Origin of the sequence: Streptomyces sp. NRRL F-5126, from assembly GCF_000721265.1 — a bacterium.
Taxonomy (GTDB): domain Bacteria; phylum Actinomycetota; class Actinomycetes; order Streptomycetales; family Streptomycetaceae; genus Streptomyces.
Genome location: NZ_JOFZ01000013.1, coordinates 76,567 through 102,675, shown reverse-complemented (window position 1 = coordinate 102,675; position 26,109 = coordinate 76,567). Strand labels below are relative to the sequence as shown.

24 protein-coding genes, 1 pseudogene and 1 riboswitch are annotated in these 26,109 nt (G+C 71.7%); of the genes and pseudogenes, 10 read left to right on the top strand and 15 right to left on the bottom strand.

The annotated features are described in order from the left end of the window. Window positions 1-43: 43 nt before the first annotated feature. Window positions 44-1,294, bottom strand: coding sequence for an ABC transporter substrate-binding protein (locus tag IH48_RS0128585; protein ID WP_030910866.1), 1,251 nt, complete (start codon window positions 1,292-1,294; stop codon window positions 44-46). A 26-nt stretch (window positions 1,295-1,320) separates the two neighbouring features. Next, a complete protein-coding gene (locus tag IH48_RS0128580) occupies window positions 1,321-2,838 on the bottom strand; it encodes a gamma-aminobutyraldehyde dehydrogenase (protein ID WP_030910863.1) in 1,518 nt (505 codons plus the stop codon). A 205-nt stretch (window positions 2,839-3,043) separates the two neighbouring features. On the opposite strand from IH48_RS0128580, the gene IH48_RS0128575 reads away from it, so the two are divergent. Next, window positions 3,044-3,592 (top strand): NADAR family protein, encoded by a 549-nt coding sequence (locus tag IH48_RS0128575; protein ID WP_030910861.1) that lies wholly within the window; start codon window positions 3,044-3,046, stop codon window positions 3,590-3,592. A gap of 45 nt (window positions 3,593-3,637) precedes the next feature. Here the strand turns inward: IH48_RS0128575 and IH48_RS0128570 are convergent, their stop codons facing one another. Beyond that, window positions 3,638-4,408 (bottom strand): DUF4190 domain-containing protein, encoded by a 771-nt coding sequence (locus tag IH48_RS0128570; protein WP_030910858.1) that lies wholly within the window; start codon window positions 4,406-4,408, stop codon window positions 3,638-3,640. A 96-nt stretch (window positions 4,409-4,504) separates the two neighbouring features. Between IH48_RS0128570 and IH48_RS0128565 the strand changes: the two genes are divergently transcribed. Together IH48_RS0128565 and IH48_RS0128560 are read left to right on the top strand one after the other, a co-directional pair. Next, entirely contained in the window at window positions 4,505-5,584 is a 1,080-nt protein-coding gene (locus tag IH48_RS0128565; protein WP_420705553.1) for an adenosine deaminase, read from the top strand. Continuing rightward, a complete protein-coding gene (locus IH48_RS0128560) occupies window positions 5,581-6,303 on the top strand; it encodes a glycerophosphodiester phosphodiesterase (protein WP_107059398.1) in 723 nt (240 codons plus the stop codon). Before IH48_RS0128565 ends, IH48_RS0128560 begins: the two co-directional genes overlap by 4 nt. Before the next feature lie 169 nt (window positions 6,304-6,472). Here the strand turns inward: IH48_RS0128560 and IH48_RS0128550 are convergent, their stop codons facing one another. Continuing rightward, on the bottom strand, window positions 6,473-7,912 hold the full coding sequence (locus tag IH48_RS0128550) for a gamma-aminobutyraldehyde dehydrogenase (protein WP_030910846.1): 1,440 nt from the start codon (window positions 7,910-7,912) through the stop codon (window positions 6,473-6,475). A 181-nt stretch (window positions 7,913-8,093) separates the two neighbouring features. Between IH48_RS0128550 and IH48_RS0128545 the strand changes: the two genes are divergently transcribed. The 6 genes from IH48_RS0128545 (at window position 8,094) to IH48_RS0128520 (ending at window position 13,708) form a co-directional block, all read left to right on the top strand. Continuing rightward, window positions 8,094-8,585: an Lrp/AsnC family transcriptional regulator gene (locus IH48_RS0128545; protein WP_030910843.1), complete on the top strand. Its 492-nt coding sequence runs from the start codon at window positions 8,094-8,096 to the stop codon at window positions 8,583-8,585. Next, window positions 8,570-9,949 carry an aspartate aminotransferase family protein gene (locus tag IH48_RS0128540; RefSeq protein WP_078850113.1) on the top strand — a complete coding sequence of 460 codons (1,380 nt, stop codon included), beginning with the start codon at window positions 8,570-8,572 and terminating at the stop codon, window positions 9,947-9,949. Before IH48_RS0128545 ends, IH48_RS0128540 begins: the two co-directional genes overlap by 16 nt. A gap of 188 nt (window positions 9,950-10,137) precedes the next feature. Then, window positions 10,138-10,863, top strand: a complete 726-nt coding sequence (locus IH48_RS0128535; protein ID WP_030910838.1) for an ABC transporter ATP-binding protein — start codon at window positions 10,138-10,140, stop codon at window positions 10,861-10,863. Next, on the top strand, window positions 10,845-11,987 hold the full coding sequence (locus IH48_RS0128530; protein ID WP_030910835.1) for a hypothetical protein: 1,143 nt from the start codon (window positions 10,845-10,847) through the stop codon (window positions 11,985-11,987). The genes IH48_RS0128535 and IH48_RS0128530 overlap by 19 nt, the downstream gene beginning before the upstream one ends. A 51-nt stretch (window positions 11,988-12,038) precedes the next feature. Then, on the top strand, window positions 12,039-13,199 hold the full coding sequence (locus IH48_RS0128525) for an LOG family protein (RefSeq protein WP_234434413.1): 1,161 nt from the start codon (window positions 12,039-12,041) through the stop codon (window positions 13,197-13,199). Then, complete coding sequence (locus tag IH48_RS0128520; protein WP_030910829.1) at window positions 13,199-13,708, top strand: GNAT family N-acetyltransferase; 510 nt, start codon at window positions 13,199-13,201, stop codon at window positions 13,706-13,708. The genes IH48_RS0128525 and IH48_RS0128520 overlap by 1 nt, the downstream gene beginning before the upstream one ends. On the opposite strand, the gene IH48_RS0128515 is transcribed toward IH48_RS0128520, so the two are convergent. From IH48_RS0128515 to rpsB, 9 genes are all read right to left on the bottom strand, one after another. Beyond that, a complete protein-coding gene (locus IH48_RS0128515) occupies window positions 13,683-14,771 on the bottom strand; it encodes an ABC transporter ATP-binding protein (protein WP_051840782.1) in 1,089 nt (362 codons plus the stop codon). The two genes, IH48_RS0128520 and IH48_RS0128515, sit on opposite strands and share 26 nt — an antisense overlap. Beyond that, the gene (locus IH48_RS0128510; RefSeq protein ID WP_030910825.1) at window positions 14,771-16,381 is read right to left on the bottom strand and encodes an ABC transporter permease; all 1,611 of its coding nucleotides are present in this window, start codon (window positions 16,379-16,381) and stop codon (window positions 14,771-14,773) included. Before IH48_RS0128510 ends, IH48_RS0128515 begins: the two co-directional genes overlap by 1 nt. Before the next feature lie 89 nt (window positions 16,382-16,470). Then, window positions 16,471-17,580 carry a thiamine ABC transporter substrate-binding protein gene (locus IH48_RS0128505; RefSeq protein WP_030910822.1) on the bottom strand — a complete coding sequence of 370 codons (1,110 nt, stop codon included), beginning with the start codon at window positions 17,578-17,580 and terminating at the stop codon, window positions 16,471-16,473. A gap of 87 nt (window positions 17,581-17,667) precedes the next feature. Beyond that, window positions 17,668-17,798, bottom strand: a riboswitch (TPP riboswitch). Between the two features lie 89 nt (window positions 17,799-17,887). Next, window positions 17,888-19,000: a 23S rRNA (adenine(2503)-C(2))-methyltransferase RlmN gene (gene rlmN / locus IH48_RS0128500; protein ID WP_030910820.1), complete on the bottom strand. Its 1,113-nt coding sequence runs from the start codon at window positions 18,998-19,000 to the stop codon at window positions 17,888-17,890. Between the two features lie 190 nt (window positions 19,001-19,190). Further along, the gene (locus tag IH48_RS0128495) at window positions 19,191-20,243 is read right to left on the bottom strand and encodes a phosphatidate cytidylyltransferase (protein ID WP_030910817.1); all 1,053 of its coding nucleotides are present in this window, start codon (window positions 20,241-20,243) and stop codon (window positions 19,191-19,193) included. Then, window positions 20,243-20,800 carry a ribosome recycling factor gene (gene frr / locus IH48_RS0128490; protein ID WP_030910814.1) on the bottom strand — a complete coding sequence of 186 codons (558 nt, stop codon included), beginning with the start codon at window positions 20,798-20,800 and terminating at the stop codon, window positions 20,243-20,245. Before frr ends, IH48_RS0128495 begins: the two co-directional genes overlap by 1 nt. 85 nt (window positions 20,801-20,885) lie before the next feature. Then, complete coding sequence (pyrH, locus tag IH48_RS0128485; protein ID WP_030910811.1) at window positions 20,886-21,665, bottom strand: UMP kinase; 780 nt, start codon at window positions 21,663-21,665, stop codon at window positions 20,886-20,888. 189 nt (window positions 21,666-21,854) lie between these two features. Next, window positions 21,855-22,697, bottom strand: a complete 843-nt coding sequence (gene tsf / locus IH48_RS0128480; protein ID WP_030910809.1) for a translation elongation factor Ts — start codon at window positions 22,695-22,697, stop codon at window positions 21,855-21,857. A gap of 84 nt (window positions 22,698-22,781) precedes the next feature. After that, complete coding sequence (gene rpsB / locus IH48_RS0128475; protein ID WP_030910806.1) at window positions 22,782-23,768, bottom strand: 30S ribosomal protein S2; 987 nt, start codon at window positions 23,766-23,768, stop codon at window positions 22,782-22,784. A gap of 156 nt (window positions 23,769-23,924) precedes the next feature. On the opposite strand from rpsB, the pseudogene IH48_RS35345 reads away from it, so the two are divergent. Beyond that, a pseudogene (locus IH48_RS35345) lies at window positions 23,925-24,479 on the top strand (peptidoglycan DD-metalloendopeptidase family protein); the annotation flags it as partial. A 122-nt stretch (window positions 24,480-24,601) separates the two neighbouring features. Here IH48_RS35345 and IH48_RS0128470 read toward each other — a convergent pair. Both IH48_RS0128470 and whiG read right to left on the bottom strand, forming a co-directional pair. Beyond that, a complete protein-coding gene (locus IH48_RS0128470) occupies window positions 24,602-25,165 on the bottom strand; it encodes a TetR/AcrR family transcriptional regulator (RefSeq protein WP_030910803.1) in 564 nt (187 codons plus the stop codon). Between the two features lie 33 nt (window positions 25,166-25,198). Then, window positions 25,199-26,038, bottom strand: a complete 840-nt coding sequence (gene whiG / locus IH48_RS0128465; protein ID WP_030910799.1) for an RNA polymerase sigma factor WhiG — start codon at window positions 26,036-26,038, stop codon at window positions 25,199-25,201. Between the last annotated feature and the right edge of the window lie 71 nt (window positions 26,039-26,109).

Sequence of the window (26,109 nt, the reverse complement as noted above, 5' to 3'; positions counted from 1 at the left end):
TAACGGTCCCGGTTGCTAGGAGGTTGGGCGGGCGTGACGACGCCTAGGCGCCGATGAGGCGGGAGAACTTCTGCTCCAGCGCCGTGTCTTCCTTGTTGCTCAGGGAGCGGAAGTTGTGCGAGGCGGCCTGCATCTTCGCGTCGGGAATGATCAGGACGTTGTTCGCCGCGTCCTTGTCGAGCTTCGCGAGCTGCGGTTTCACGTTGTCGCAGGGGCACACGTAGTTGGTGTAGGCGGCGAGCTTCGCGGCGGCGGGCGGCTCGTAGTAGTAATCCATCAGGCGCTCGGCGTTGGAGCGGTGCCTCGCCTTGGCCGGGACCATCATGTTGTCGCTGGAGATCATGTAGCCGGTCTTGGGGATGGCGTACCTGACCGCCGGGTTCTCGGCCTGGAGCTGGACGATGTCGCCGGCCCAGGCGAGGCAGGCGGCGATGTCGCCCTTGTCGAGGTCGGAGGTGTAGTCGTTGCCCGCGAAGCGCCGGATCTGGTGCGAGTCCACGCCCTTCTGGAGGCGGGCCAGGGCCGCGTCGTAGTCGTCGGTGCTGAACGTCTCGGGGGCCTTGCCCATGTCGAGCAGCGTCATGCCCATGGTGTCGCGCATCTCGGTGAGGAAGGCGACGCGGCCCTTGAGCTTCGGGTCGTCCAGCAGCTGCGAGACGGAGTCGACCTTGCGGCCGCCGGTGGCCTTGACGTTGTACGCGATGACGGTGGGTATGCCGGCCCAGGGGTAGGAGTGGGCACGGCCGGGGTCCCAGTCGGGGGCGCGGAAGGCGTCGATGAGGTTGGCGTAGGCGTGCGGCATGAGGGACGCGTCGAGGGTCTGTGCCCAGCCGAGGCCGATGATGCGGCCCACGAGCCAGTCGGTGAGCACGATGATGTCGCGGCCGATGTCCTGCCCGGCGGCGAGCTGCGGCTGGATCTTGCCGAAGAACTCGTTGTTGTCGTTGATATCGGTCTTGTACGTGACCTTGATACCGGTGCGCCGGGTGAACGCCTCCAGCGTGGGGTAGTGCTTCCCGTCGTCCGTGACGTCGATGTACTCGGTCCAGTTGGAGAAGACGATCTCCTTCTCGTGGGCCGAGTAGTCGGGGTCGCCTCCTCCTGCCTTCGCGTCCTTCTTCGCGGCGGGGATGCCGCATCCGGTGAGCGCGGCGAAGCCGCCGAACGTGAGCGCGCCGACACCGCCCGCGCGCAGCAGCGAACGGCGGGTCAGGGCGCCCCTGCCGGTGGTGAGGTGGCGGTGAATGGCCGCCAGTTGGACGGACGACAGGCTCTCTGGTGCGTCGTGTGCCATGGGCTTCGCCCTCTCGGGTGTGTGTGTCACGTCCGGTCCCCGAAGATCGTGCGGTGCCAGTCCTTCCGCGACACCCCGGTGTTGTCGTACATGACGTGCTTGACCTGCGTGTACTCCTCGAACGAGTACGCCGACATGTCCTTGCCCCAACCGCTGTGCTGGTAGCCGCCGTGCGGCATCTCGCTGATGATCGGGATGTGGTCGTTGATCCACACGCAGCCGGCCCTGATCTCGCGGGTGGCGCGGCCGGTGCGGTAGACGTCGCGGCTCCAGGCGGAGGCCGCGAGTCCGTAGGGGGTGTCGTTGGCGAGCGCGATGCCCTCGTCGTCGGTGTCGAAGGGGACGGCGACGAGCACGGGCCCGAAGATCTCGGACTGGACGGCCTCGCTGTCCTGCGCCGCGTCCGCGATGAGGGTGGGGCGGTAGTAGGCGCCGGGGGCGAGTGCGCCGCCTGGCGACTCGCCCCCGGTGACGATCCGTGCGCAGCCGCGGGCGCGGTCCACGAATCCCGCGACGCGGTCGCGCTGGGCGTGGCTGACGAGGGGTCCGAGGTCCGTGTCGTCCGCGAAGGGGTCTCCGACGCGCACGGTCTCCATCAGCGCGGCGACGTCGGCCACGAACGCGTCGTACAGCGGACGCTGCACGTACGCGCGGGTGGCTGCCGTGCAGTCCTGGCCGGTGTTGATGAGCGCGCCGGCGACGGCGCCGTGCACGGCGGCCTCCAGGTCGGCGTCGTCGAAGACCACGAAAGGCGCCTTGCCGCCGAGTTCGAGGTGGAGGCGGGTGACGTTGGCGGTAGCGATCGCGGCGACGCGCCTGCCGACGGCGGTGGAGCCGGTGAACGACGTCATCGCCACGTCCGGGTGGCCGACGAGGTGCTCGCCGGCGTCGGGCCCCGCGCCGCTGACGATGTTGATCACGCCGTCGGGGATACCTGCCTCCTGCGCGGCCCGGGCGAACATCAGGGAGGTGAGCGGCGTGATCTCGGCCGGCTTCAGCACGATGGTGTTGCCCGCCGCGACGGCCGGGAGGATCTTCCACGCGGCCATCTGGAGGGGATAGTTCCAGGGGGCGATGGAGCCCACGACGCCGATGGGCTCCCTGCGTACGTACGAGGTGTGGTCCGCGCTGTACTCGCCGGCGGAGACGCCCTGGAGGTGACGGGCCGCGCCCGCGAAGAACGCGGCGTTGTCGACCGTGCCCGGCACGTCGAAGCCGGCGGACAGCTTGAGGGGCTTGCCGCACTGGAGCGACTCGGCGCGCGCGAAGTCGCCGGCGCGCGCCGCGAGCACGGCGGCGAAGCGGTGCAGTGCGTCGGAGCGCTCGCCCGGGGTGGCCGATGACCAGCCGGGGAACGCGGCGCGGGCGGCGGCGACGGCCGCGTCCACGTCGGCGGTGGAGGCGAGTTCGTAGGTGAGCACGGTCTCGCCGGTGGCCGGATCCACCACGTTCTGGGTGCGTCCCGAGGTGCCGTGCACGAGGCGTCCGCCGATGAACTGCGCTCCGTCCGTGAAGCGTTGCTTCGCCTGGAAGCGGTCACCCATGACGTTCTCCGTTGTCCGAGCGTCGATTGAGTGATGATCCTGGCAGAGCATTGCCCATGCAACAAGGGATTCCGTTGTTTCCTTTTGGTCACGCAACGGAATCGGTCGATGACGGAAGCCGTCGACGTCCGGCGCGGCACGTGTGGCTCACGGCCCTGGCAGACTCGCCCCCGTGGACGAGGGCACCAGCGGCGACCGGGCGGATATGGCGTGTTTACGCGACCTCGCCGAGCGCGCACAGCGGGGCGAGCGGATCAGGTTCCTGTACTTCTGGGGGCACGCGCCCCGCCGGGACGGCAGGCTTTCGGCGAGTTGCCTCAGCCAGTGGTGGCCTTCGCCCTTCACGGTCGACGGCGTCGAGTACGCGACGGCCGAGCACTGGATGATGGCGGGCAAGGCGCGCCTGTTCGCGGACGCGGAGGCCGAGCGTGCGGTGCTCGCCGCGGGCCATCCGTCTCAGGCCAAGAAGGCCGGGCGGCTGGTGCGCGGCTTCGACGAAGACGTCTGGCAGCGCGAACGGTTCGCCCTGGTGGTGGCCGGCAGCATGCACAAGTTCGGCGGCGACGCCGCCCTGCGCGGCTTCCTGCTCGCCACGGGCGGGCGCGTACTGGTGGAGGCCAGTCCGCTGGATCGCGTGTGGGGCATCGGTCTGGCCGCGGACGACGAGCGCGCCGGGGACCCGGCGCGGTGGCGGGGCGGGAACCTGCTCGGCTTCGCCCTGATGGAGGCCCGCGGGCGGCTTGCCCGGGCATGACAAAGCGGGGGCGCCCGGACGGCAACGGCCGCCCGGGCGGGCGGGTCAGCGGGCCGGGTGGTCCACGACGAGCGACGTGGCGAAGGGGTCGCCGTCCTTGAGCGGCGTGTCGTCGTGCGAATCGTTGATGCCGATGACGATGGCGACCACGATGAACGCGATCACCAGCAGGCCGATGACCGCGCCGATCCAGCCGAGGATGAGGCCCGCGGTCGCCGCGCCGCGGTTGGTGGCCTGCCCGCTGTCCGCCTTTCTGCGGCCCTTGATGCCGAAGATGATCGCGAGGATGCCCGCGATCAGGCCGACGACCCCGTACATGCAGAAGCCGACCACCGAGATGATGCCGAGCACCATCGCCGCCGTGCCCATGCCGTTCGACGGCATCGGCTGTACGCCCCAGTGGCTGCCCGGGTAGGGGGCCGGGCCGCCGGAGTACGGGCCAGGGCCACCCGGGTAGGAGCCGGCGCCACCGGGGTACTGCGGGTAGCCGTAGGACGAAGGCTGCCCGCTGCCGTACGCGGACCCCGGGGCGGAGCCTGTCCCCTGCGGCGCGGAGCCCGGGGCCTGGTTCGGGTAGCCGTACGGGCCCGGTGCCGGGGGCGGCGGTGGCACGGCGGGCCCGTCGAACGCGCCCGGACCGCTGTCGGAGGCAGGCGCCGCCATGGTCGGCTGCTCGTGCACCGAGCCGCCGGAAGGAGGACCGGCCGGCCCCCCGGGTCCTGCGGCGGGCTTGTCGAGCGAGGGCCGCCGCTCCGGCGGCGCCCATGGATCCTGCGGCTGCTCCCCGCCCGCCTGCTGCCCGTGGTGGTCTGGCATCGCGCTCCCCCATCGTGTGAGCAGTCATGCTACAAGCGCCGTCACGCCCGCGATCTGCGAGGCCCTCGGCGCCGCTGCGCATACGATGATCCGTCGATGCCGGGCCTGGGCCGCGCCCGCTCCGGCCCGACCGGTTCACTGGAGGACCCCATGACCGACCTGCACCCGTTCATCGCCGGGCTGCCCAAGGCCGAGCTGCACGTGCACCACGTCGGCTCCGCCTCCCCCCGCATCGTCGCCGAACTCGCCGGCCGGCATGCCGACTCGAAGGTGCCGACCGATCAGGAGGCGCTCGCCGACTACTTCACGTTCACCGACTTCGCGCACTTCATCGAGGTCTACCTGTCGGTGGTCGACCTGATCCGCACGCCCGAGGACATCCGGCTGCTGACGTTCGAGATCGCCCGGGACATGGCGCGGCAGAACATCCGCTACGCCGAGCTGACGGTCACCCCGTTCAGCTCGACCAGCCGCGGCATCCCCGAAGTGGCGTTCATCGAGGCCATAGAGGATGCCCGCAAGGCCGCGGAGTCCGAACTCGGCGTGGTCCTGCGGTGGATCTTCGACATCCCGGGCGAGGCGGGCCTGCCGTCCGCCGAGGAGACGGCGCGGCTCGCGGTGGACCTGCGCCCCGAGGGCCTGGTCGGCTTCGGGCTCGGCGGGCCGGAGATCGGCGTGCCGCGCCCGCAGTTCAAGCCGTACTTCGACCGGGCGATCGCCGCGGGCCTGCACTCCGTGCCGCACGCCGGGGAGACGACGGGGCCGGATACCGTGTGGGACGCGCTGCGGGAGCTGCGCGCGGAGCGCATCGGGCACGGCACCAGCTCCGTCCAGGACCCCGCGCTGCTCAAGCACCTGGCGGAGCACCGCATTGCGCTGGAGGTGTGTCCCACCTCCAACATCGCGACCCGGGCGGTCGCCCTCCTCGACGAGCACCCCCTGGCGCGGATGGTGGAGGCCGGCGTGCTGGTCACGATCGGCAGCGACGACCCGCCGATGTTCGGCACCGACCTCAACCAGGAGTACGGGGTCGCCGCCAGGCTGCTGGGCCTGGACGAGCGGGGTGTGGCCGCTCTCGCGAAGAACGGCGTGGAGGCGTCCTTCCTCGACCAGGCGGGCAAGAAGACGCTCGCCGGCGAGATCGACGCCTACGCCGACGCGTGGCTCGCCCGGTGAGCCGCCGGGGCTTCGTCGCCGTGGCGCACCGCGGCGACCCGTACCGGCTGCGGGAGAACACCGTCGCCTCGATCCGCTCCGCCGCCGCGCGTGGGGCGGACGCGGTCGAGACCGACGTCAGGCTCACCCGTGACGGCGTGCCCGTGCTGCTGCACGACGCCTCGCTCGAACGCCTCTGGGGCGACCCGCGGCCGCTCGCCGACGTCACGGCGAGCGAGCTCACCGAGGTGACGTCGGGCGGCGTGCCGTCCCTGCGTGAGGCGCTGCTCGCGACGGAGTGCCGGCTGCAGCTCGACCTGCCGGGCGCGACGCCCGAGGCGGTGCGCGCCATGGCGGGGGTCGTGCGTGAGTGCGGCGCGAGCGAGCGGGTGTACTGGACGGGCGCGCCGTCCACGATGCTCGGGGTGCGCGCGGTCGAGCCGGAGGCCGAGATCGCCATGACGTGGAGCACGGTGGCGCCGCCGCTGCCCTCGCTGCTCGCGGCGGTACGGCCGCGGTGGGTCAACTACCGCTTCGGCCTGGCCACGGAGGAGGTGATCGCCCGCGGCCACCGCGACGGGCTGCTGGTGTCCGCGTGGACCGTCGACACGGGGTGGCGGATGCGGCGCCTGATCCGCGCGGGCATCGACGCGCTGACGACCAACAGGATCGAGGTGCTCGCCCGGTTGGTGTCGGGCTCGCGTGGCATGGCCGCGGGCAGCGGGGATGAGCGGACGTGACGGACAAGGGGCACAACGCGCCGACCCCGCCGATCACCGCACGGACCGGGGCCGAGATCGCCTCGTTCGCGGAGGGTCTCGACGTCCCGGAGCCCGGCACCGTCTCCTGCTCGCGCCGGCGTACCGCCCAGGGGGCCGCCGCCCGCCCCGGGCGGCGGCCACGCGCGGCTCAGTCCTCCAGCGCCGTCATCACGTGCTTGACGCGCGTGTAGTCGTCGAAGCCGTACGCCGACAGGTCCTTGCCGTAGCCGGACTTCTTGAAGCCGCCGTGCGGCATCTCCGCGACCAGCGGGATGTGCGTGTTGATCCAGACGCAGCCGAAGTCGAGGGACTTCGACAGGCGCATGGCACGCGCGTGGTCCCTCGTCCACACGGACGAGGCGAGCGCGTACTCGACGTCGTTCGCGTAGCCGAGTGCCTGCGCCTCGTCCGTGAAGGACTGCACGGTGATGACCGGGCCGAACACCTCGTTCTGGATGATCTCGTCGTCCTGCTTGAGGCCCGAGACGACGGTCGGCGCGTAGAAGTAGCCCTTGTCGCCGACGCGGTGGCCGCCGGTGACGACCTTCGCGTGTGCGGGCAGCCGGTCGATGAAGCCGGAGACACGCTCCAGCTGGTTCGCGTTGTTGAGCGGCCCGTACAGCACGTCCTCGTCGTCCGCCTCGCCCGTCTTGGTGGAGTCGGCGGCCTTGGCCAGTTCCGCGACGAACTCGTCGTGGATCGACTCGTGGACGAGGACGCGCGTGGCGGCCGTGCAGTCCTGTCCCGCGTTGAAGTAGCCGGCCTCCGAGATGCCCGCGACGGCCTTGGGGATGTCGACGTCGTCGAAGACGATGACGGGCGCCTTGCCGCCGAGTTCGAGGTGGACGCGCTTGACGTCCTTGGCCGCGGAACCGGCGACCTCCATGCCGGCGCGGACGGAGCCGGTGATGGACGCCATCGCGGGCGTCGGGTGCTCGACCATGGCGCGGCCGGTGTCGCGGTCGCCGCAGATGACGTTGAAGACGCCCTTGGGCGCCACGGACCCGATGATCTCGGCCATCAGGACGGTGGAGGCGGGCGTCGTGTCGGACGGCTTCAGCACGACGGTGTTGCCCGCGGCGAGCGCCGGGGCGAACTTCCACACGCCCATCATCATCGGATAGTTCCACGGGGCGACCTGCGCGCAGACGCCTACCGGCTCGCGCCGTACGAACGAGGTGAGGCCGTCCATGTACTCTCCGGCCGAGCGGCCCTCCAGCATCCGCGCCGCGCCCGCGAAGAAGCGGATCTGGTCCACCATCGGCGGGATCTCCTCGGTGCGCGTGAGGCCGAGGGGTTTGCCGGTGTTCTCCGACTCGGTCGCGATGAGTTCCTCGGCGCGCTCCTCGAAGGCGTCCGCGATCTTGAGGATGACCTTCTGGCGCTCGGCGGGCGTGGTGTCGCGCCAGGCGGGGAACGCGGCGGCGGCGGCCTCCATCGCCGCGTCGACGTCAGCGGGGCCCGACAGCGGCGCCGTGGCGTAGACCTCCCCCGTGGCCGGGTTCACCACGTCGGTGGTGCGCCCGTCGGCTGCGTCCCGGAACTCGCCGTTGATGTAGTTGCGCAGACGGCGCGGCTCGGTGGTCACTGCCACCCCTCCTGTCGGTCGGTTGTCCGATGTGTGAGACGCCCAGCCTAGTCAGGTACCCGACGCTTTCGACAGGCCCGACGCCCCGTAACTTCGGATTCGGTTTATTTCAGCTCTCAAGACAACGAATTTCATCGATACGGGGTTGCGTGACAGACGAGTACCAAGGCACAGTGAGGGCGTGGCCAGTCGCAGCGCAGAGTTCAGGAACGGGAACGGCTCGACCCACGGGATCGACGCCGTCTCCCTCGCCATCATCGAACAGCTCCAGGAGGACGGGCGGCGCCCTTACTCGGCGATCGGCAAAGCGGTCGGCCTGTCCGAGGCGGCCGTGCGCCAGCGCGTGCAGAAGCTGCTCGACCAGGGCGTGATGCAGATCGTCGCCGTCACGGACCCGCTCACCGTGGGCTTCAGGCGGCAGGCGATGGTCGGGATCAACGTCGAGGGCGACGTGGACGGCGTCGCCGAGGCGCTGACCGCCATGGACGAGTGCGAGTACGTGGTCGTGATCGCGGGCTCGTTCGACCTGATGGTGGAGATCGTCTGCGAGGACGACGACCACCTGCTCGAAGTGATCACCAAACGGATCCGCACGCTCCCCGGCGTGCGCTCGACCGAGAGCTTCGTCTACCTCAAGCTCAGGAAGCAGACCTACATGTGGGGAACCCGATAGCCGTGAGCAAGGACCTCTCCAAGACCGCGTACGACCACCTGTGGATGCACTTCACCCGCATGTCGTCGTACGAGAACGCACCCGTGCCCACCATCGTGCGTGGCGAGGGCACCCACATCTACGACGCCGACGGCAAGCGCTACCTGGACGGCCTGTCTGGCCTGTTCGTGGTCAACGCCGGCCACGGCAGGCACGAGCTGGCCGAGACCGCCTACAAGCAGGCGCAGGAGCTGGCCTTCTTCCCCGTGTGGTCGTACGCTCACCCCAAGGCGGTCGAGCTCGCCGAACGGCTCGCCCACTACGCACCGGGCGACCTGAACAAGGTCTTCTTCACCACGGGCGGCGGCGAGGCCGTCGAGACGGCCTGGAAGCTCGCCAAGCAGTACTTCAAACTGACCGGCAAGCCGACGAAGTACAAGGTCATCTCGCGCGCGGTCGCCTATCACGGCACGCCGCAGGGCGCGCTGTCCATCACGGGCCTGCCCGACCTGAAGGCGCCGTTCGAGCCGCTGGTCCCCGGCGCGTACAAGGTGGCCAACACCAACATCTACCGCGCGCCGATCCATGGCGACGACCCCGAGGCGTTCGGGCGCTGGGCCGCCGACCAGATCGAGCAGCAGATCCTTTTCGAGGGCCCCGACACGGTCGCCGCCGTGTTCCTGGAGCCGGTGCAGAACGCGGGCGGCTGCTTCCCGCCGCCGCCGGGGTACTTCCAGCGGGTGCGGGAGATCTGCGACAAGTACGACGTGCTGCTCGTCTCCGACGAGGTGATCTGCGCCTTCGGCCGGCTCGGCACGATGTTCGCGTGCGACAGGTTCGGCTACGTGCCGGACATGATCACCTGCGCCAAGGGCATGACGTCCGGCTACTCGCCGATCGGTGCCTGCATCGTCTCCGACCGCCTCGCTGAGCCGTTCTACCAGGGCGACAACACCTTCCTGCACGGCTACACGTTCGGCGGCCACCCGGTCTCCGCCGCGGTCGGCCTCGCCAACCTCGACATCTTCGAGCGCGAGGGCCTCAACCAGCACGTGCTGGACAACGAGTCCGCGTTCTTCAACACGCTCAGCAGACTCCACGACCTGCCGATCGTGGGCGACGTCCGCGGCAACGGCTTCTTCTACGGCATCGAGCTCGTGAAGGACAAGGCCACCAAGGAGACGTTCACCGACGAGGAGACCGAGCGGGTGCTGTACGGGTTCCTCTCGCACGCGCTCTACGACAACGGCCTGTACTGCCGTGCCGACGACCGCGGCGATCCGGTCGTGCAGCTGGCGCCGCCGCTGATCTCCGACCAGTCGACCTTCGACGAGATCGAGTCGGTCCTGCGCACGGTCCTCACGGAGGCGTGGACGAAGCTCTGAGCAGGACGCCGGCCTCCGGCGCCGCGCGCCCGCCGCCCGGGTGCCCCCGATCGAGTGAGACAGGGGCACCCGCGCCGCGTACTGCCCGCCCGCCTCGCGGTCGCTGCCTACCGTGCCAGTGACCATCTGATCCGAAGTCCGCGGCCCGGCCAAGGGCGGACCGTGCGAGCAGAACCGAGGTGTACGCCATGGTGGCTCCGCCGGACGACGACGTGCTGTGGGCGCGTTCCGTGCACTGCTCACTGGAAGGCTCCCCCGCGCTGTCCGGGATCTCGCTCGGGGTGCGCGAGGGCCACGTCCTCGCCGTGCGCGGGCCGCGGGCCTGCGGCAAGACGACCCTGCTGCGGTGCCTGTCGGGCCAGTTGGTGCCGCAGGAGGGCGAGGTGTGGTTCGACGGCCACCCCGTGCACACCCTGCGCAGGGCGCAGCGCGAGAGGCTGCGCGCCGAGAGGTTCGCGTGGATCGGCCCCGAACCCTCCCTCGTCCCCGAGCTGAACGGCTGGGAGAACGCGGCGCTCCCCCTGCTCCTGCGCGGCACCTCGCAGCGCGCCGCCAAGGCCGCCGCGATGGAGTGGCTCGAACGCCTCGACGTCGCCGACTGCGCCGGCAGGAAGCCCGCGGCGCTGCCACGGCACCGGCGCCAGCGCATCGCGGTGGCGCGCGCGCTGACGGCCCGTCCCGCCGTGCTGTTCGCCGACGAGCCCACCGCGTCGCTGCACGCCTCCGACCGCGCGCAGGTGCTGCGCACGCTGACGACCGCGGCGCGCTCGCACGGCGTCACCGTCGTACTCGCCACGCTGGACGAGGACGCGGCGGCGCTCGCCGACCACTGCCTGCCCCTGGTCGACGGCCGCCGCGCCGACGCCGCCACCCCGGAGGCGGAAGGGCAAGAAGCGTGCTCGCTCTCCGTCTAGCCCGCGGCTCACGCCCACTCGTCCAGCTGCGCCGCCTGCTGGTGGCGGCCGCTTCCGCGGGCGTCGGCTTCCTGCTGCTGTGCACGCTGATGTGGGCGGTCGACCACCCCGAGGGCGCCCTGCTACGCCTGCTGTGGTGCGCCGTGCCGGCCGCCGCGGCCGTGCAGCTCGCGGTGGCCGTCGCGCGGACGGACCCGGGCACGCGGCCGCGCCCCGGGCTCTCGGCGATCGGCCTCGGCCCGGTCAGGCTCACCGTGTACGCGGCCATGACGACGGCCGTCTCCTGCGTGCTCGGCTCACTCGTCGCGCTGCTCGCCTTCTGGCACCTGCGCGGCGACGGTTCCGGCCTGCCGCTCGACGGGGCGTCACGTCGGCTTCTCGCGGGCAACGGCACGGTGCCTGCCGGTGCGGTGGTACTGCTGCTCGCGGCCGTGCCCGTGCTGGCGTCGGCCGCCGCGGCCTGCGCGCTGAGGCCCTCCGTGCGGGAGCGCAAGGCCGCAGAGCCCGGCGCGACGTCCGCGCCCGCCGGACTCCCGTGGGGTGTGGCCCTCACCGCGGCGGGCCTCGCCGTGGAGACGTACGCGAGCGGCGGCGGCGACCGCACGCCGCTGCCGCTGCCCGGCCGCTTCGAGGGCAGCCCGGCCGGGGTGCTCGGCGGGTGGGCGCTGACGGCGGTGGGCCTCGCGCTCGCCGGGCCCGGCATCAGCCACCTGTGCGGCTGGCTGCTGCAGAGCGCGCGGCCCGGCGCGGTACGGCTGCTCGCCGGACGTGCGCTGATGGCGCAGGCCCGTTCCGTCGGCCGCCCGCTCGGCGTGCTGTGCGCGGTGGTGTCCGGCACGTTCGCGGCGGCCGCCCTGTACGGCCCGGGCGACCGGCGCCCGTACGGCGTCCTCACCGGGCTCGGCGCCGTCCTCGTCATCGGCTGCGCGCTGGCGAGCGTGCTCACGGCCGCGGCAGAGGCCGTGAAGACGCGCGAGGAGACGAACCTCTCGCTGGGCGAGGCGGGCACGCCCACGACGGTTGTCCGCACGGCCGCGGGTGTCCGCGTGCTCGCGCTCGCCGCCGTCTTCGCGCCCCTGACCTGGATCATCGCGGAGCTCGCCGCCGCGCCGCTCGGCCGCTGACGGGAGCGGCGCTCCCGCCGCCGGTGCTGTGAGGGGCATTAGCATGGCGCCGTGCCGATACCGCAGCAGAGACACGAGCCGGGCGGGGACAGCGCGGGCGAAGTCCCGCAGGACCGCGAGATCGAGACGCTGGAGGAGTTCGACCTCAGGGCGGCGGGGGGCGGCCTCGGCGGATACCGCGTCCAGTCCGTCGACCTGACGGGCCGCACAGGACGGCTGCTCGAAACGGACACCGCGGGCTCGGTCTTCCTCGGGTGCCCGATGGAGCCCGAGGCGCTCGCGAAGGTGCGCGCGGACGGCGCCATGGTCTTCCCGCCCGTGCCCAACCTGCCGTTCGACCCGTACCGCGGCCTGCTGTACACCCCCGAGCAGCTCTTCGACGGCCTCGCGTCCGACGGTTACGAGGCGACGCCCGACGCACGCGCGTACGGCTGGTTCCAGCGCACCAAGGACGACGGCGACGTCTTCGCGTCGATGCTGCGGGCCGTCCACGACGACGCGGTCTCCGACGCGCTCGACGAGCTCCTCGCGGGCGCGGCGGTCGTGGGCGTGATGGGCGGGCACGCGATGGCGCGCGGCACCGACGCGTACGCGGGCGCCGCCCGGCTCGGGCGTTCCCTCGCGCGAAGCGGGCTCACCGTCGCCACGGGCGGCGGCCCGGGCGCGATGGAGGCGGCCAACCTCGGCGCGTACCTCTCGTCGTTCGACGACGACGTGCTGGCCGGCTCCCTGGAACTGCTGGGCAAGACGCCCTCGTTCCGGCCGTCGGTCACCGACTGGGCGCGCGCCGCCTTCGAGGTGCGGGAGCGTGCGCCGGGCGGCGCGCGGTCGGTGGGGATCCCGACCTGGTTCTACGGGCACGAGCCGCCGAACCCGTTCGCGAGCCACATCGCCAAGTACTTCGCCAACGCGCTGCGCGAGGACGGGCTGCTGGCACGCTGCACGGCGGGCGTCGTGTTCCTGCCGGGCGCCGCGGGCACCGTGCAGGAGATCTTCGACAACGCGACGCCCAACTACTACGCCTCGCGCGGCGAGCCGACCCCGATGGTGCTGGTCGACCGCGAGCACTGGACCAGGGAGCTGCCGGCCTGGCCGCTGCTGCGTGCGCTGGCCGAGGAGCGTTCCATGGCGGACCGGATCGCACTCGTCGATACGGTCGAGGAGGCCCCGGCGGCACTGGCGGCGCTCGCGGGACGGACGGCCCGGGCCTGATGACCGCGACGGGGGGCGTCTCGGGGGATGTCACCACGCGGCGGCTCGTGCTGCACCCTCTGAGCACCGAGGAGGCCGAGCGTGTCGTGTCCTGCGCGCCGGGCCCCGGCGACCGCTGGGCGCCCGGCTACCCGGACGCGTTCGATGTGAAGGGCGTCAGCTCCTACCTCGCGACGTGCTCGATCAGCGGCGACCCGGCGCCGTTCGGGACGTACGAGATCAGGCGCCGCTCGGACGGGTGCGCGATAGGCGGCCTCGGCTTCAACGGCCGGCCGGACGCGCGGGACACCGTGACGGTCGGCTACAGCCTGATCGCCTCGCAGCACGGCAACGGCTACGCGCGCGAGGCGCTGCGCGGGCTGCTCGCCCGGGTGCGTGCGCTCGGCGTGCGCGGGGTGTGCGGCGACGCCGACCACGCCAACGTCGCCTCCCAGCGGGTGATGGCGTCGGCGGGGATGCGCCTCGTGGCGCAGGACGAGCGGGTCAAGTACTACGCGATCCGGTTCTGAGGCCCGCCTTCGCATCCGCGTCCGCGCCTGTGCCGGGCTCCGCCAGTACGACCACGTCGTCCGCGCTGAACGTGACGCCGACGGTGTCGCCCTCGCGCGGCGCCAGGGCCGGTGCGCACTCCGCGTCGAGCGGCGGGCCGCCGTCCTCGGGCCGCAGCCGCACGACGACGCGGCTGCCGCGGAACGTGCGGGTCACGACCTCGCAGCGCAGCCCGTCGTCAGGCGCGGCCATGCGCACCCCGGCGGGCCTGACCAGTACCGTCCGCCCGCCCTGCAGTGAGCCGGGCGCCACCGGCAGCTTCCCCCAGGGCGTGTCGGCGCTCTCGTCGCCGACGGCGGCGGGGACGAGATTGTCGAAGCCGAGGAAGCGCGCGACGAACGGGGAGGCGGGGCGCTGCCACACGCCGAGCGGCGTGCCGGTCTGCGCCACCCGGCCGTCCCCCATGACGACCACCCGGTCGGCGAGCGCGAACGCCTCGCCCTGGTCGTGCGTGACGGCGAGCACCGTCGTGCCGAGCCGGCCGAACAGGCCGCGCAGTTCGACGACGAGGCGCTCGCGCAGGCCGCGGTCGAGCTGGCCGAGCGGCTCGTCCAGCATCAGCAGCCGCGGCCTCGGCGCCAGCGCCCTGGCCAGCGCGACGCGCTGCTGCTCGCCGCCCGACAGCGCGGACACGGCACGCCCGCCCGCGCCGGGCAGGCCCACCAGTTCGAGCAACTCCTCGACGCGGCTGTGCTGTTCGGTGCGTGTGGCGCCGTGCATGCGCAGCCCGAAGGCGACGTTGCCCGCCACGTCACGCTGCGGGAACAGCTGATGGTCCTGGAACATCAGCCCGACGCCCCTGCGGTGCACGGGCACGGCCGCCTGGTCGGCCCCGTCGAGCAGCACCCGCCCGCTGCCGGGGGCCTGGAGCCCCGCGATCACGCGCAGCAACGTGGACTTGCCGCTGCCGCTCGGCCCCAGCACGCTGACGATCTCGTGCTCGGCGACGTCGAGCCGTACCGCGTCGAGCGCGGCGCGCGCGCCGAACCGCACGGTGACGTCCTCCAGTGTCAGCAGCGCCATCAGAACTCTCCCGAGCGGTCGGTGCGGATGCGTTCGAGCAGCAGCAGCGAGAGCGCGCACACGATCATCAGGACCGTGGAGAGCGCCATCGCCTCGCCGTACGTGAGGTCGCCGGGGCGCGAGAGCAGGCGGGCGACCGCCACGGGCAGGGTCGGGTTGCCGGGCCTCGCGATGAAGACCGTCGCGCCGAACTCGCCGAGCGAGACGGCGAACGCGAACCCGGCGGCGACGAGCAGCGCACGTCGCACCAGCGCCAGGTCGACCTCGCGGAAGACCCGCAGCGGCGAGGCGCCGAGCACGGCGGCCGCCTCGCGCAGCCTGCCGTCCACGGCGCGCAGCACCGGGAGCATCGTCCGCACGACGAAGGGCACTCCGACGAGCGCCTGCGCGAGCGGCACGAGGACCCACGAGGAGCGCAGGTCGAGCGGCGGCTTGTCGAGCGTGATGAGGAAGCCGAAGCCGACGGTGACGGCCGACACGCCGAGCGGCAGCATCAGCAGGGCGTCGAACCCGCGCGCGAACCGCCCGGCGCGCCGGGTCAGCGCCGCCGCCGCGAGCCCCCCGATCACCAGCGCGATCACCGCAGCGACGACGGCGTAGCGCACGGAGTTCCAGACGGCTTCCAGAGGCGCCACGAGAAAGGTACCGCTCGCGTCGACCGAGGTCAGCGCCCTGTAGTAGGCGAAGCCTTGCCCGCCGGGTGTGTCGAGCGAACGCTCGACGAGCACCGCGAGCGGCAGGAACAGCAGCAGTGCGACGCTCGCCAGGACCCCGCAGAGCAGCGCCCACTGCCCGGCGCCGCGCGGCCGGCGCGCGGTCGTGGACGGGTCGACGAGGCGCAGCGCGCCCTCCCTGCGCCGCACCGTCCAGGCGTGCACGCCGAGCACGGCGCCCACGGCGACGAGTTGCACGAGCGTCAGGATCGCGGCGGTCGGCAGCTGGAGCAGTTCGGCGGTCTGCCGGTAGATCTCCACTTCGAGCGTGGAGAAGCCGGGCCCGCCGAGGATCTGGATGACGCCGAAGGACGTGAAGGTGAACAGGAACACCATCAGCGCCGCGGCCGCCACGGCGGGCGCGAGCGCGGGCAGGGTCACCCTGCGCCAGGCGGCGAACCGGCTCGCCCCGAGCACGCGCGCGGCCTCCTCCTGGCGCGGGTCGAGCTGCGCCCACAGGCCGCCGACGGTCCGCACCACGACCGCGTAGTTGAAGAAGACGTGCGCGAGCAGGATCGCCCAGACCGTGGTGTCGAGGCGTACGCCCCACAGCTGGTCGAGCAGGCCTCCCCTGCCGAGCAGCGCGAGGAACGCCGTTCCCGCCACGACTGTCGGGAGCACGAACGGCACGGTGACGGCGGCGCGCAGCACCTGCTTGCCGGGGAAGGAGAACCGCGCGAATACGTACGCGCCCGGCAGCGCGATCAGCAGGGTGAGCCCCGTCGAGGCGAGCGCCTGCCACAGTGTGAACCACAGGACCCGCAGGATGTCCGGCCTGCCGAGCACCTGGGTGAGTGCCCCGAGCTGCCAGCCGTCCGCGGTCCTGAGGCCGCGCCCGACGATCGAGACGACCGGATAGGCGAAGAAGACCGCGAAGAAGGCGAGGGGCAGTGCCATCAGGGCCAGCCGTACGGCCGCGGTGCGCACGGCCCGGCCGCGCCCCGCGGTCCGGAAACCCGGCGGGGCGCCGGGTCCCGCGGCGTCCCTCACTTCACCAGGAGCGAGGACCACGTCTGGATCCACTGGTCGCGGTGCGCGGCGATCCTGGGCGGCGCCATGGACTCACCGTCCGTGATCTTCGCGCCGAACTTCGTGAAGACCGCGGGCTCCTTGGCCCCCTTGACGACCGGGTCGACGAACATCTGCAGCGGCATGTCCTCCTGGAACCGCTTGCTGATCATGAAGTCGATCAGGGCCTTGCCGCCCGCGGTGTTCTTCGCGCCGTCCAGCAGTCCGGCGAACTCGATCTGGCGGAAGCAGGTGCCCGTGGCGACGCCGGTGGGCGCCTGCGCCGGGCTCTTGGGCCGGGGCTTGGCGTACAGCACCTCGGACGGCGGGCTGGAGGCGTACGAGACGACGAGCGGGCGCGTCGCCTTGGCCTTCTTGCCGCCGGCGGACCCGGAGAAGTCCTGGTCGTAGGCCTGTTCCCAGCTGTCCACCACCTGCACGCCGTTGGCCTTGAGCTTCTTCCAGTAGCCCTGCCAGCCGGAGTCGCCGTAGCGGGCGATCGTGCCGAGGAGGAAGCCGAGGCCGGGCGACGAGGTGGCGACGTTCTCCGTCACCAGCATGTTCTTGTACTGCGGTTTGACGAGGTCGGCGAAGGTCTTCGGCGGCGCGAGCCTGTGGCGGGCGAAGTACGCGCGGTCGTAGTTGACGCAGAGGTAGCCGCTGTCGATGGGGGTGACCCGGTGCTTGGCCTTGTCGAGCCGGGTGGCGGGATCGACACGGTCGATGCCCTTGGGGGTGTACGGGGTGAACAGGCCGTTGTCGAGCGCCCTGCTGAGCAGCGTGTTGTCGACGCCGAAGAAGACGTCGCCCTGCGGGGCGCCCTTCGTGAGGATGGCCTTGTTGACGGCCTCGCCCGCGTCACCGCTCTTGAGGACCTTGACCGTGTAGCCCGTCTCCTTGGTGAACTCCTTCAGGACGGTCGGCGAGGCGGCGAACGAGTCGTGGCTCACCAGCGTGACCGTCCTGGACTTCGCGGCGCCCGCGTCGCCTCCGCCGCCCTGCCCGCCCTGCCCTCCGCAGGCGGCGAGGGCGGTGGCACCGACCGCGGCGGCGAGCGCGGCAGCCGCGAGCTTTCTTGTGGTGGGCACTTGTTTTCCTCCTGGGACGTCCAGTCCAGGAAGAGACGCGGCCCTGCCCCGGTCCGCGTGGGCGGACCGGGGCAGGGCGCAACAGCATGAGGTGAAGACCGGACTTCCTACCCAGAATGACCTGGGCGAGGTTCAGAGGGTCTGCGGCCTGGACCCGGGTCCCATGCCCCGGGCCGCTGCCGCACTCTCAGCGCTGTGGCGCTCCCCTGTCGGGTGTATGCGGTATGGGTTGTATGCGTTGTGTCAGCCACCAGGGTACACACGGCCGCACGGCGCGGGAACGCGCGTGCGAGGGGGGGCGGGGCGGTCAGCGTTCGGACGCCGCCAGCTGGCCGCACGCGCCGTCGATCTCCTGCCCGCGCGTGTCCCGCACAGTCACCGGCACGCCGTGGGCGGCGATCGCGTCCACGAACGCCCGCTCGTCCTCGGGGCGCGACGCCGTCCACTTGGAGCCCGGCGTCGGGTTCAACGGGATGAGATTGACGTGCACCCGCCGGTTCTTGAGCAGGCGGCCGAGCCGGTCGCCGCGCCACGCCTGGTCGTTGATGTCCCGGATGAGCGCGTACTCGATCGAGACGCGGCGACCCGACCTCTCCGAGTACTCCCAGGCCGCGTCCAGCACTTCGCGCACCTTCCAGCGCGTGTTGACGGGGACGAGAGTGTCGCGCAGCTCGTCGTCCGGCGCGTGCAGGGACACCGCGAGGCGGCACTTGAACCCCTCGTCGGCGAAGCGCAGCATCGCGGGCACGAGGCCCACCGTCGACACCGTGATCCCGCGCTGCGAGAGGCCGAGGCCGTCGGGCTCCGGGTCGGTGAGCCTGCGGATGGCGCCGACCACCCGGTTGTAGTTGGCGAGCGGCTCGCCCATGCCCATGAAGACGATGTTGGACAGACGTGCCGGGCCCCCCGGGACCTCGCCGTCACGCAGGGCGCGCATGCCGTCGACGATCTGGTGCACGATCTCGGCCGTCGAGAGGTTGCGGTCGAGGCCGTTCTGGCCCGTGGCGCAGAACGGGCAGTTCATGCCGCAGCCGGCCTGCGAGGAGATGCACATGGTGACCCGGTCGGGGTAGCGCATCAGCACGGACTCGACGAGGGTGCCGTCGTGCAGGCGCCAGAGCGTCTTCCGCGTCGTGTCGTCGTCGCACGAGATGTGCCGCACGACGGACATGAGGTCGGGCAGGAGCGCGTCCGCGAGTCGCTGCCTCGACCCGGCGGGGATGTCGGTCCACTGCTCGGGCGCGTGCGCGTACCGCGCGAAGTAGTGCTGGGAGAGCTGCTTGGCCCGGAACGGCTTCTCCCCCGCCGCCGCCACGGCCTCGCGGCGCTCGGCGGGCGTGAGGTCGGCGAGGTGCCGCGGCGGGCGCTTCGCGCCGCGGGGGGCGGCGAAGGTGAGTTCCCCCGGCTTCGGCGCGGGCATGAGCGACAACTCCTCGGTACGTACGGCGGGGATCCCGCGACTCGGCCGCGCGGCCCCGGGCATGTCACGGGGCGGGGACAGGCTCGGGGGCGGGACACAAATGGGCCCACCGCAGTGGGCGGCGGACCCATTCAGCGTACCCGCTCGGCCGGACGGGCGACGGGTCAGTGCGAGCCGACAGTTTGAGCCGTCAGTGCGAGCCGACGAACAGCACCAGCAGCAGCCAGACCACGGGCGCCGTCGGCAGGAGCGAGTCGAGCCGGTCCATGATGCCGCCGTGGCCCGGCAGCAGGGTGCCCATGTCCTTGATCCCGAGGTCCCGCTTGATCATCGACTCGCCGAGGTCGCCGAGCGTCGCGCTCACGGCCGCGCCCAGGCCCAGCAGCAGTCCCTGCCACCACACCCCGTCGTCGACCAGGAACTGCATGCACAACGCCCCTGCCACCATCGCGAACGTGACGGCGCCGACGAGGCCCTCGCGGGTCTTGCCCGGGCTGATGCGCGGCGCGAGCTTGTGGCGGCCGAACCGCCAGCCGACCGCGTACGCGCCCGTGTCGCTGATCACGGTGAGGATGACGAACGTCAGCACCCGCCAGGGACCGTCGTGCGGGGTGAGCATCAGCGCGACGAAGGTGGCGAGGAAGGGCACGTAGAACACGGCGAAGACGCCCGCCGTGACATCCCGCAGGTAGCCGTCGGGCGGCTGGGTCATCCGCCACACCAGCACGGCGAGCGCGGTCAGCGCCATCGCGAGCCAGGCGCCCTCCGTTCCCCAGACGTAGCCGGCGACGACCATCATGGCGCCGCCGACGGCGAGTGGGACGACCGGCGCCTTGATGCCCTTCTTCTCGTCCAGCCTGCTGGTCAGCTCCCACAGGCCGACGACCACGGCGGCCGCGATCACCCCGACGAACACGGCCTTGACGATGAACAGTGACGCCACGACCACGGCACCGAGGCCGACCCCGACCCCTATCGCCGCGCGCAGATCGCGTCCCGCACGCTTCTTCTGCGGGGGCGGGCCGGGTGCGGGATGCGGTGCCGGGTTCTGCGCCATGGGCTCCTGCGGCGTCTCGTCACGGAACAGCGGTCCGCCCGGTGCGGGTCCGTCGGGCACGATGGGCATGGGCCGAGTCTGCTGCGCCTCGGGCTCATCGCGGGCGGGACCCGCCGGGGAAGCCCCCTGGTCGGAGGCGGCCCAGTAGCCGGCTGCCGGCGGGGCACCGCGGGAAGAGTCGTTCATCAGACCTCGAGCAGCTCGGATTCCTTGTGCTTGAGCAGCTCGTCGACCTGCGCGACATACTTCGCGGTCGTGTCGTCGAGCTCCTTCTCGGCCCGCCTGCCCTCGTCCTCGCCGACCTCGCCGTCCTTGACCAGCTTGTCGATGGTCTCCTTGGCCTTGCGGCGCACGGCGCGGATCGAGATCTTCGAGTCCTCGGCCTTGGTCTTCGCGACCTTGATGAACTCCTTGCGGCGCTCCTCGGTGAGCTCGGGGAACACCACCCGGATGATATTGCCGTCGTTGCTCGGGTTGACACCGAGATCGGAGTCGCGGATCGCCTGCTCGATGTTGCGCAGGGCGCTCTTGTCGAACGGGGTCACCACGGCCATCCGCGCCTCGGGCACCGAGAACGAGGCGAGCTGGTTGATGGGCGTCATGGCACCGTAGTAGTCGGCCACGATCTTGTTGAACATCGCCGGGTGCGCGCGCCCGGTGCGGATCGCGGCGAAGTCGTCTTTGGCGACCAGGACGGCCTTCTCCATCTTCTCCTCGGCTTCGAGGAGGGTCTCTTCGATCACCACTTGCTCCTGCGTGTTGTGAGGGCGGTCTGCACGGTGTGGTACCGGCAGGGCTTTGTCCGTACGGGGCCGCGGGGACAAGACCTCAGTCCCTGCCGCCGTGGTCGCTCACGAGAGTGCCGATCTTCTCACCCTTGACCGCTCGCGCGATATTGCCCTCGGCCAGCAGCTCGAAGACCAGGATCGGCAGCTTGTTGTCCTGGCACAACGTGATCGCGGTCAGGTCGGCGACGCGCAGGTCGCGCGAGATGACCTCGCCGAACCCGAGCGCGTCGAACTTCACGGCGCCCGGGTTGGTCTTGGGGTCGGAGTCGTAGACGCCGTCCACGCCGTTCTTGCCCATCAGCAGGGCTTCCGCGTGGATCTCCAGCGCGCGCTGCGCCGCGGTGGTGTCGGTGGAGAAGTACGGCATACCCATGCCCGCGCCGAAGATGACGACGCGTCCCTTCTCCAGGTGGCGCACGGCGCGCAGCGGGATGTACGGCTCAGCCACCTGTCCCATGGTGATCGCGGTCTGGACGCGGGTCTCGACGCCCTCCTTCTCCAGGAAGTCCTGGAGCGCCAGGCAGTTCATGACCGTGCCGAGCATGCCCATGTAGTCGGAGCGCGCCCGGTCCATGCCCCGCTGCTGCAGCTCGGCGCCACGGAAGAAGTTGCCGCCGCCGATGACGACCGCGATCTGCGCACCGTCCCTGACCACGGCCGCGATCTCGCGCGCGATGGCGTGCACGATGTCGGGGTCGACGCCGAGCGCTCCCCCTCCGGCGAACGCCTCACCGGAGAGCTTCAGCATGAAGCGCCGCGGGCGTGGGCCCTCGGCGTTCCGGTCGTCGGTGGAAGGAACGGCGTCCGCGTCTTTGCTCATGGGGTTCTCCTCGTACACATACGACGAAGGCCATTGCCGGTGGGTCGGGTGTCGTCCCTGGCGGCAATGGCCTCCTCGTCGGATCTGCGGTCGTCCGGCAGGTACGCGGCCGACGACTGCATCAGACCCTAGCGGGGTCCGCCGTCCTCCGTGTACGACTGCGCCGGCGCGCTGGCGCCGGCGCAGCGGTCAGGCGCCGACGCGGATGCGCGCGAAGCGCTTCAGCGTGACACCGGCCTCGTCCAGGACCTTCTTGACGGACTTCTTGTTGTCCTTCGCGAACGGCTGGTCGAGGAGGGTGACCTCCTTGAAGAAGCCGTTGACCCGGCCTTCGATGATCTTCGGCAGGGCGGCCTCGGGCTTGCCCTCCTCGCGCGAGGTGGCCTCGGCGACGCGGCGCTCGTTCTCCACGACCTCGGCCGGGACGTCCTCACGGCCGAGGTACTTGGGCGCGAACGCGGCGATGTGCTGCGCGACGTCCTTCGCGACCTCGGCGTTCTCCTTGTCCAGCTCGACCAGGACGCCGACCTGCGGCGGGAGGTCGGGCATGGTGCGGTGCATGTAGGCGGCGACGAAGCCACCGTCCGCGGGGAACTGCGCGAAGCGGTCCAGGACGATCTTCTCGCCGAGGTTGGCGTTGGCCTCGTCGACGTACGCCTGGACGGTCTTGCCGGCCTCGATCTCGGAGGCGAGCAGCGCCTGCAGGTCGGCGGGCGTGCTCTTGGCGACGTGCTCGGCGAGCGCGGCGGCGACGGCCTGGAACTTCTCGCCCTTGGCGACGAAGTCCGTCTCGCACTTCAGCTCGAGCAGGACACCGGAGGTGCGGTCGTCCGCGATGAGGGAGACCACGGCGCCGTTCTCGGCACTGCGGCTCTCGCGCTTGGCGACGCCCTTCTGGCCCTTGACGCGGAGCAGCTCGACGGCCTTGTCGACATTGCCGTCGGCCTCGTCCAGGGCCTTCTTGCAGTCCATCATGCCGGCGCCGGTGAGCTCGCGGAGCTTCTTGACGTCGGCGGCGGTGTAGTTCGCCATCTGTGTTTCTCTCTTAAGAGGTCGAAGATCTACGGGTGGACGGCGGGGGCCGGTGGGCCCCCGCCGTCGCTGCGAACCGTGAGGTCAGGCCTGCTCGGCGGTGTCCGCGGCAGGGGCCTCGGCGGCCGGGGTCTCCGCGGCGGGGGCCTCGGCGGCCGGGGTCTCCGCTGCCGGGGCCTCCTCGGCCTGCTCGGCGTCGGCGACCTTGGCCGTCTCGGCGGAGGTCTGCACCTCGGCGGCGGCCTCGGCCGGCTTCTCCGCGGCGGCCGGCTTCTCGGCGCCCTCGGATTCGCCCTTCTTCTCCAGCAGGTCGCGCTCCCACTCGGCGAGCGGCTCGCCCGCGGCCTTCTCACCCGGCTTCTGGTCGCCGGTCGCCACGCCGGAGCGGGCGATGAGGCCCTCGGCAGCAGCATCGGCGATCACGCGGGTGAGCAGGGTGACGGAGCGGATCGCGTCGTCGTTGCCCGGGATCTTGTAGTCGACCTCGTCGGGGTCGCAGTTGGTGTCCAGGATCGCGACCACCGGGATGTGGAGCTTGCGCGCCTCACCGACGGCGATGTGCTCCTTCTTGGTGTCGACGATCCAGACGGCGCTCGGCACCTTCTGCATCTCGCGGATACCGCCGAGGGTCTTCTCCAGCTTGGCCTTCTCGCGGGAGAGGACCAGGAGCTCCTTCTTGGTGAGGCCGGAGGCGGCCACGTCCTCGAAGTCGATCTGCTCCAGCTCCTTGAGGCGCTGGAGGCGCTTGTAGACGGTGGAGAAGTTGGTCAGCATGCCGCCGAGCCAGCGCTGGTTGACGTAGGGCATGCCCACGCGCGTCGCCTGCTCGGCGATCGCCTCCTGCGCCTGCTTCTTGGTGCCGACGAACATGATGGAGCCGCCGTGCGCGACGGTCTCCTTGACGAACTCGTAGGCGCGGTCGATGTACGACAGCGACTGGAGCAGGTCGATGATGTAGATGCCGTTGCGCTCGGTGAAGATGAAGCGCTTCATCTTCGGGTTCCAGCGGCGGGTCTGGTGACCGAAGTGGACGCCGCTCTCCAGCAGCTCCCGCATCGTGACGACGGCCATGGCCGTACTCCTAGGTACTCGGTTGTCGCGACCGCCGGACGGCGGTCGCGCCTGACGCCCTGCGCGCCGTGCCACGAGGGACCGAGAGGCGCTGACGTCGGCAGTCGAACGACGACGTCGGGGCGTGCGAAGTCGACCCGGTGACCCGGGCCGCACATGAATTGTACGGGACCTTCGCACCCCCGGGTGACGGCGTTGTCCACAACCGGCGCCTTGTCCACAGATGCCGCTCATGATCCCCGCGGACGTGCCCCGCCGCGGGAGGGTTGGCACATGGTCACTTTGCGTTGTGCGCTGGTCGCCGCGGTGCTTTTGTGGTGCGCCGGGCCCATGGCGGGCGGGTCCGCCGCGTCCGCTCCCCGGCCCGGGCCGCCGGGCGTCGCCGCGGCGGCTCCCGCGGTGGGCCGGGCCTGGCCCGTGGGAGACCGGCCGGCGGTCGTGCGGGGCTGGTTGCCGCCGGCTTCCGCGTACGGGCGGGGCCACCGGGGCGTCGACCTGGCCACGGCGCGCGGGGCGCCGGTACGCGCCGCCGCAGGGGGGCGCGTGTCCTTCGCGGGGAAGGTGGCGGGCCGCGGGGTGGTGTCGATCGCGCTGTCCGGCACGGGGACGCCACCGCTGCGTACGACGTACGAGCCGGTGGTGCCCCTGGTGGCCAGGGGCGACGCGGTGCGCGCCGGCCAGGTGGTGGCGCGGGTCTCCGCCGGCCCCTACCACTGCGCGGCGGCCTGCCTGCACTGGGGACTGCTGCGCGCGGGCGCCTACCTGGACCCGCTGTCGCTGCTGCCGCCCGGGCTGCTGCGCCGCGGCCCCTCGCGGCTGCTGCCGCTGTGGGGTCAGGCCGGGCCTGCGATGCCCCTGAGCGCCGTCGCGACCGCCGCGTCCGCGATCTCGCCGGGTTCCTCGGCCGCGCCGAGCTCGATGCGGCGCACGGCCGCGTCCACGATGCCCTGGAGGAGCATCGCGGCGAGGCGCGGGCTGCGGTGGCCGAGGTCGCCGAGTGCCGCCACGACCATGGCCACGAGCCCACCGTGGGCGGCGCGGATCTTCTCGCGGGCGCCGTCGTCCAGCTCGCCTGCCGAGATGGCGACGACGGCGCGGTGACGCCGGTCGCCGACGAGGGCGAGCTGCGTGCGCACGTACGCCTCGATCCTGGCCTGCGGGGTGTCCGCGGCGGCCATGGCGGCGGACACCTCGGCCGCCCAGACGGGGAAGTCGACGGCGCACAGCTCCTCGACGACGGCGGCACGTGAGCGGAAGTACTCGTAGACGGAGGACCGCGCGAGGCCCGTGCGCTCGGCGAGAGCGGGGAAGGTCAGCGCCTCGGTGCCGCCTTCCGACAGGAGGGAGCGTGCGGCGTCGAGCAGGGCGCCGCGCTGCATGGTCCGGTGCTCGGCCACGGAGGCCGCTCGAATCCTTGGCACGCGCCCACTCTACAAATCCGCCAATTTGGCCCGCAGCTGGAGGACCGACTTCGTGTGGATCTGGCTGACCCTGCTCTCGGTCACGCCGAGTACGTTCCCGATCTCGGCGAGGGTCAGGCCCTCGTAGTAGTAGAGCGTGACCACCGTTTTCTCGCGGTCGGGCAGGGTGTTGATGGCCCGGGCGAGCAGTCTTCGCTGCTCGCGGTCCTCGGCCACCTCTACGGGGTCGTCGGCGGCCGTGTCCTCCAGCGTGTCCATGAGGCTGAGCCGGTCGCCGCCGTCGCCGCCGACATGCAGCAACTCCTCAAGGGCAACGACGTTGGCCAGCGACAACTGACTGAACACTGCGTGCAGTTCGTCGACGCCGACGCCCATCTCCGCAGCGACCTCGGCCTCCGAGGGCGTGCGCCGCAACTGGGCCTCGAGCGTCGCGTAGGCCCGCTCGGCCGCGCGCGCCTTCTGCCGCACGGAGCGGGGGATCCAGTCCAGGGCGCGCAGTTCGTCGATCATCGCGCCGCGGATGCGGGTGATGGCGTACGTCTCGAACTTGATGGCCCGCTCGATGTCGAACTTCTCGATGGCGTCGATGAGCCCGAAGACCCCGGAGGACACGAAGTCGGCCTGCTCGACGTTGGGTGGCAGTCCTACGCTGACGCGGCCCGCGACGTACTTCACCAGCGGCGAGTAGTGCAGGATCAGCTGCTCGCGCAGGTGTCCGTCGCCCGTCGCCTTGTAGGACCGCCACAGCTCGTCGAGCGACGAGGGTGCGGGCGGCCGGTCGGCGCTCCGGGCGGCGGGGGGCGCCGACCGGGCCGCGGTGCGGTCGGACCCGGAGATGTGCTGGGGCATGCGGTGCCTTGAGCCGTTCTGCTGTGACGTGGGGATCTGGCTGAGCGTAGCGTGACCGCGCCGTCGCGATG

Coding starts and splice junctions, on each gene's coding strand:
- IH48_RS0128585 (WP_030910866.1), bottom strand. CDS start 1,294: ATGGCACACGACGCACCAGAGAGCCTGTCGTCCGTCCAACTGGCGGCC.
- IH48_RS0128580 (WP_030910863.1), bottom strand. CDS start 2,838: ATGGGTGACCGCTTCCAGGCGAAGCAACGCTTCACGGACGGAGCGCAG.
- IH48_RS0128575 (WP_030910861.1), top strand. CDS start 3,044: ATGGCGTGTTTACGCGACCTCGCCGAGCGCGCACAGCGGGGCGAGCGG.
- IH48_RS0128570 (WP_030910858.1), bottom strand. CDS start 4,408: ATGCCAGACCACCACGGGCAGCAGGCGGGCGGGGAGCAGCCGCAGGAT.
- IH48_RS0128565 (WP_420705553.1), top strand. CDS start 4,505: ATGCCGGGCCTGGGCCGCGCCCGCTCCGGCCCGACCGGTTCACTGGAG.
- IH48_RS0128535 (WP_030910838.1), top strand. CDS start 10,138: ATGGTGGCTCCGCCGGACGACGACGTGCTGTGGGCGCGTTCCGTGCAC.
- IH48_RS0128520 (WP_030910829.1), top strand. CDS start 13,199: ATGACCGCGACGGGGGGCGTCTCGGGGGATGTCACCACGCGGCGGCTC.
- IH48_RS0128515 (WP_051840782.1), bottom strand. CDS start 14,771: ATGGCGCTGCTGACACTGGAGGACGTCACCGTGCGGTTCGGCGCGCGC.
- IH48_RS0128510 (WP_030910825.1), bottom strand. CDS start 16,381: ATGGCACTGCCCCTCGCCTTCTTCGCGGTCTTCTTCGCCTATCCGGTC.
- rlmN (WP_030910820.1), bottom strand. CDS start 19,000: ATGCCCGCGCCGAAGCCGGGGGAACTCACCTTCGCCGCCCCCCGCGGC.
- IH48_RS0128495 (WP_030910817.1), bottom strand. CDS start 20,243: ATGAACGACTCTTCCCGCGGTGCCCCGCCGGCAGCCGGCTACTGGGCC.
- pyrH (WP_030910811.1), bottom strand. CDS start 21,665: ATGAGCAAAGACGCGGACGCCGTTCCTTCCACCGACGACCGGAACGCC.
- tsf (WP_030910809.1), bottom strand. CDS start 22,697: ATGGCGAACTACACCGCCGCCGACGTCAAGAAGCTCCGCGAGCTCACC.
- rpsB (WP_030910806.1), bottom strand. CDS start 23,768: ATGGCCGTCGTCACGATGCGGGAGCTGCTGGAGAGCGGCGTCCACTTC.
- whiG (WP_030910799.1), bottom strand. CDS start 26,038: ATGCCCCAGCACATCTCCGGGTCCGACCGCACCGCGGCCCGGTCGGCG.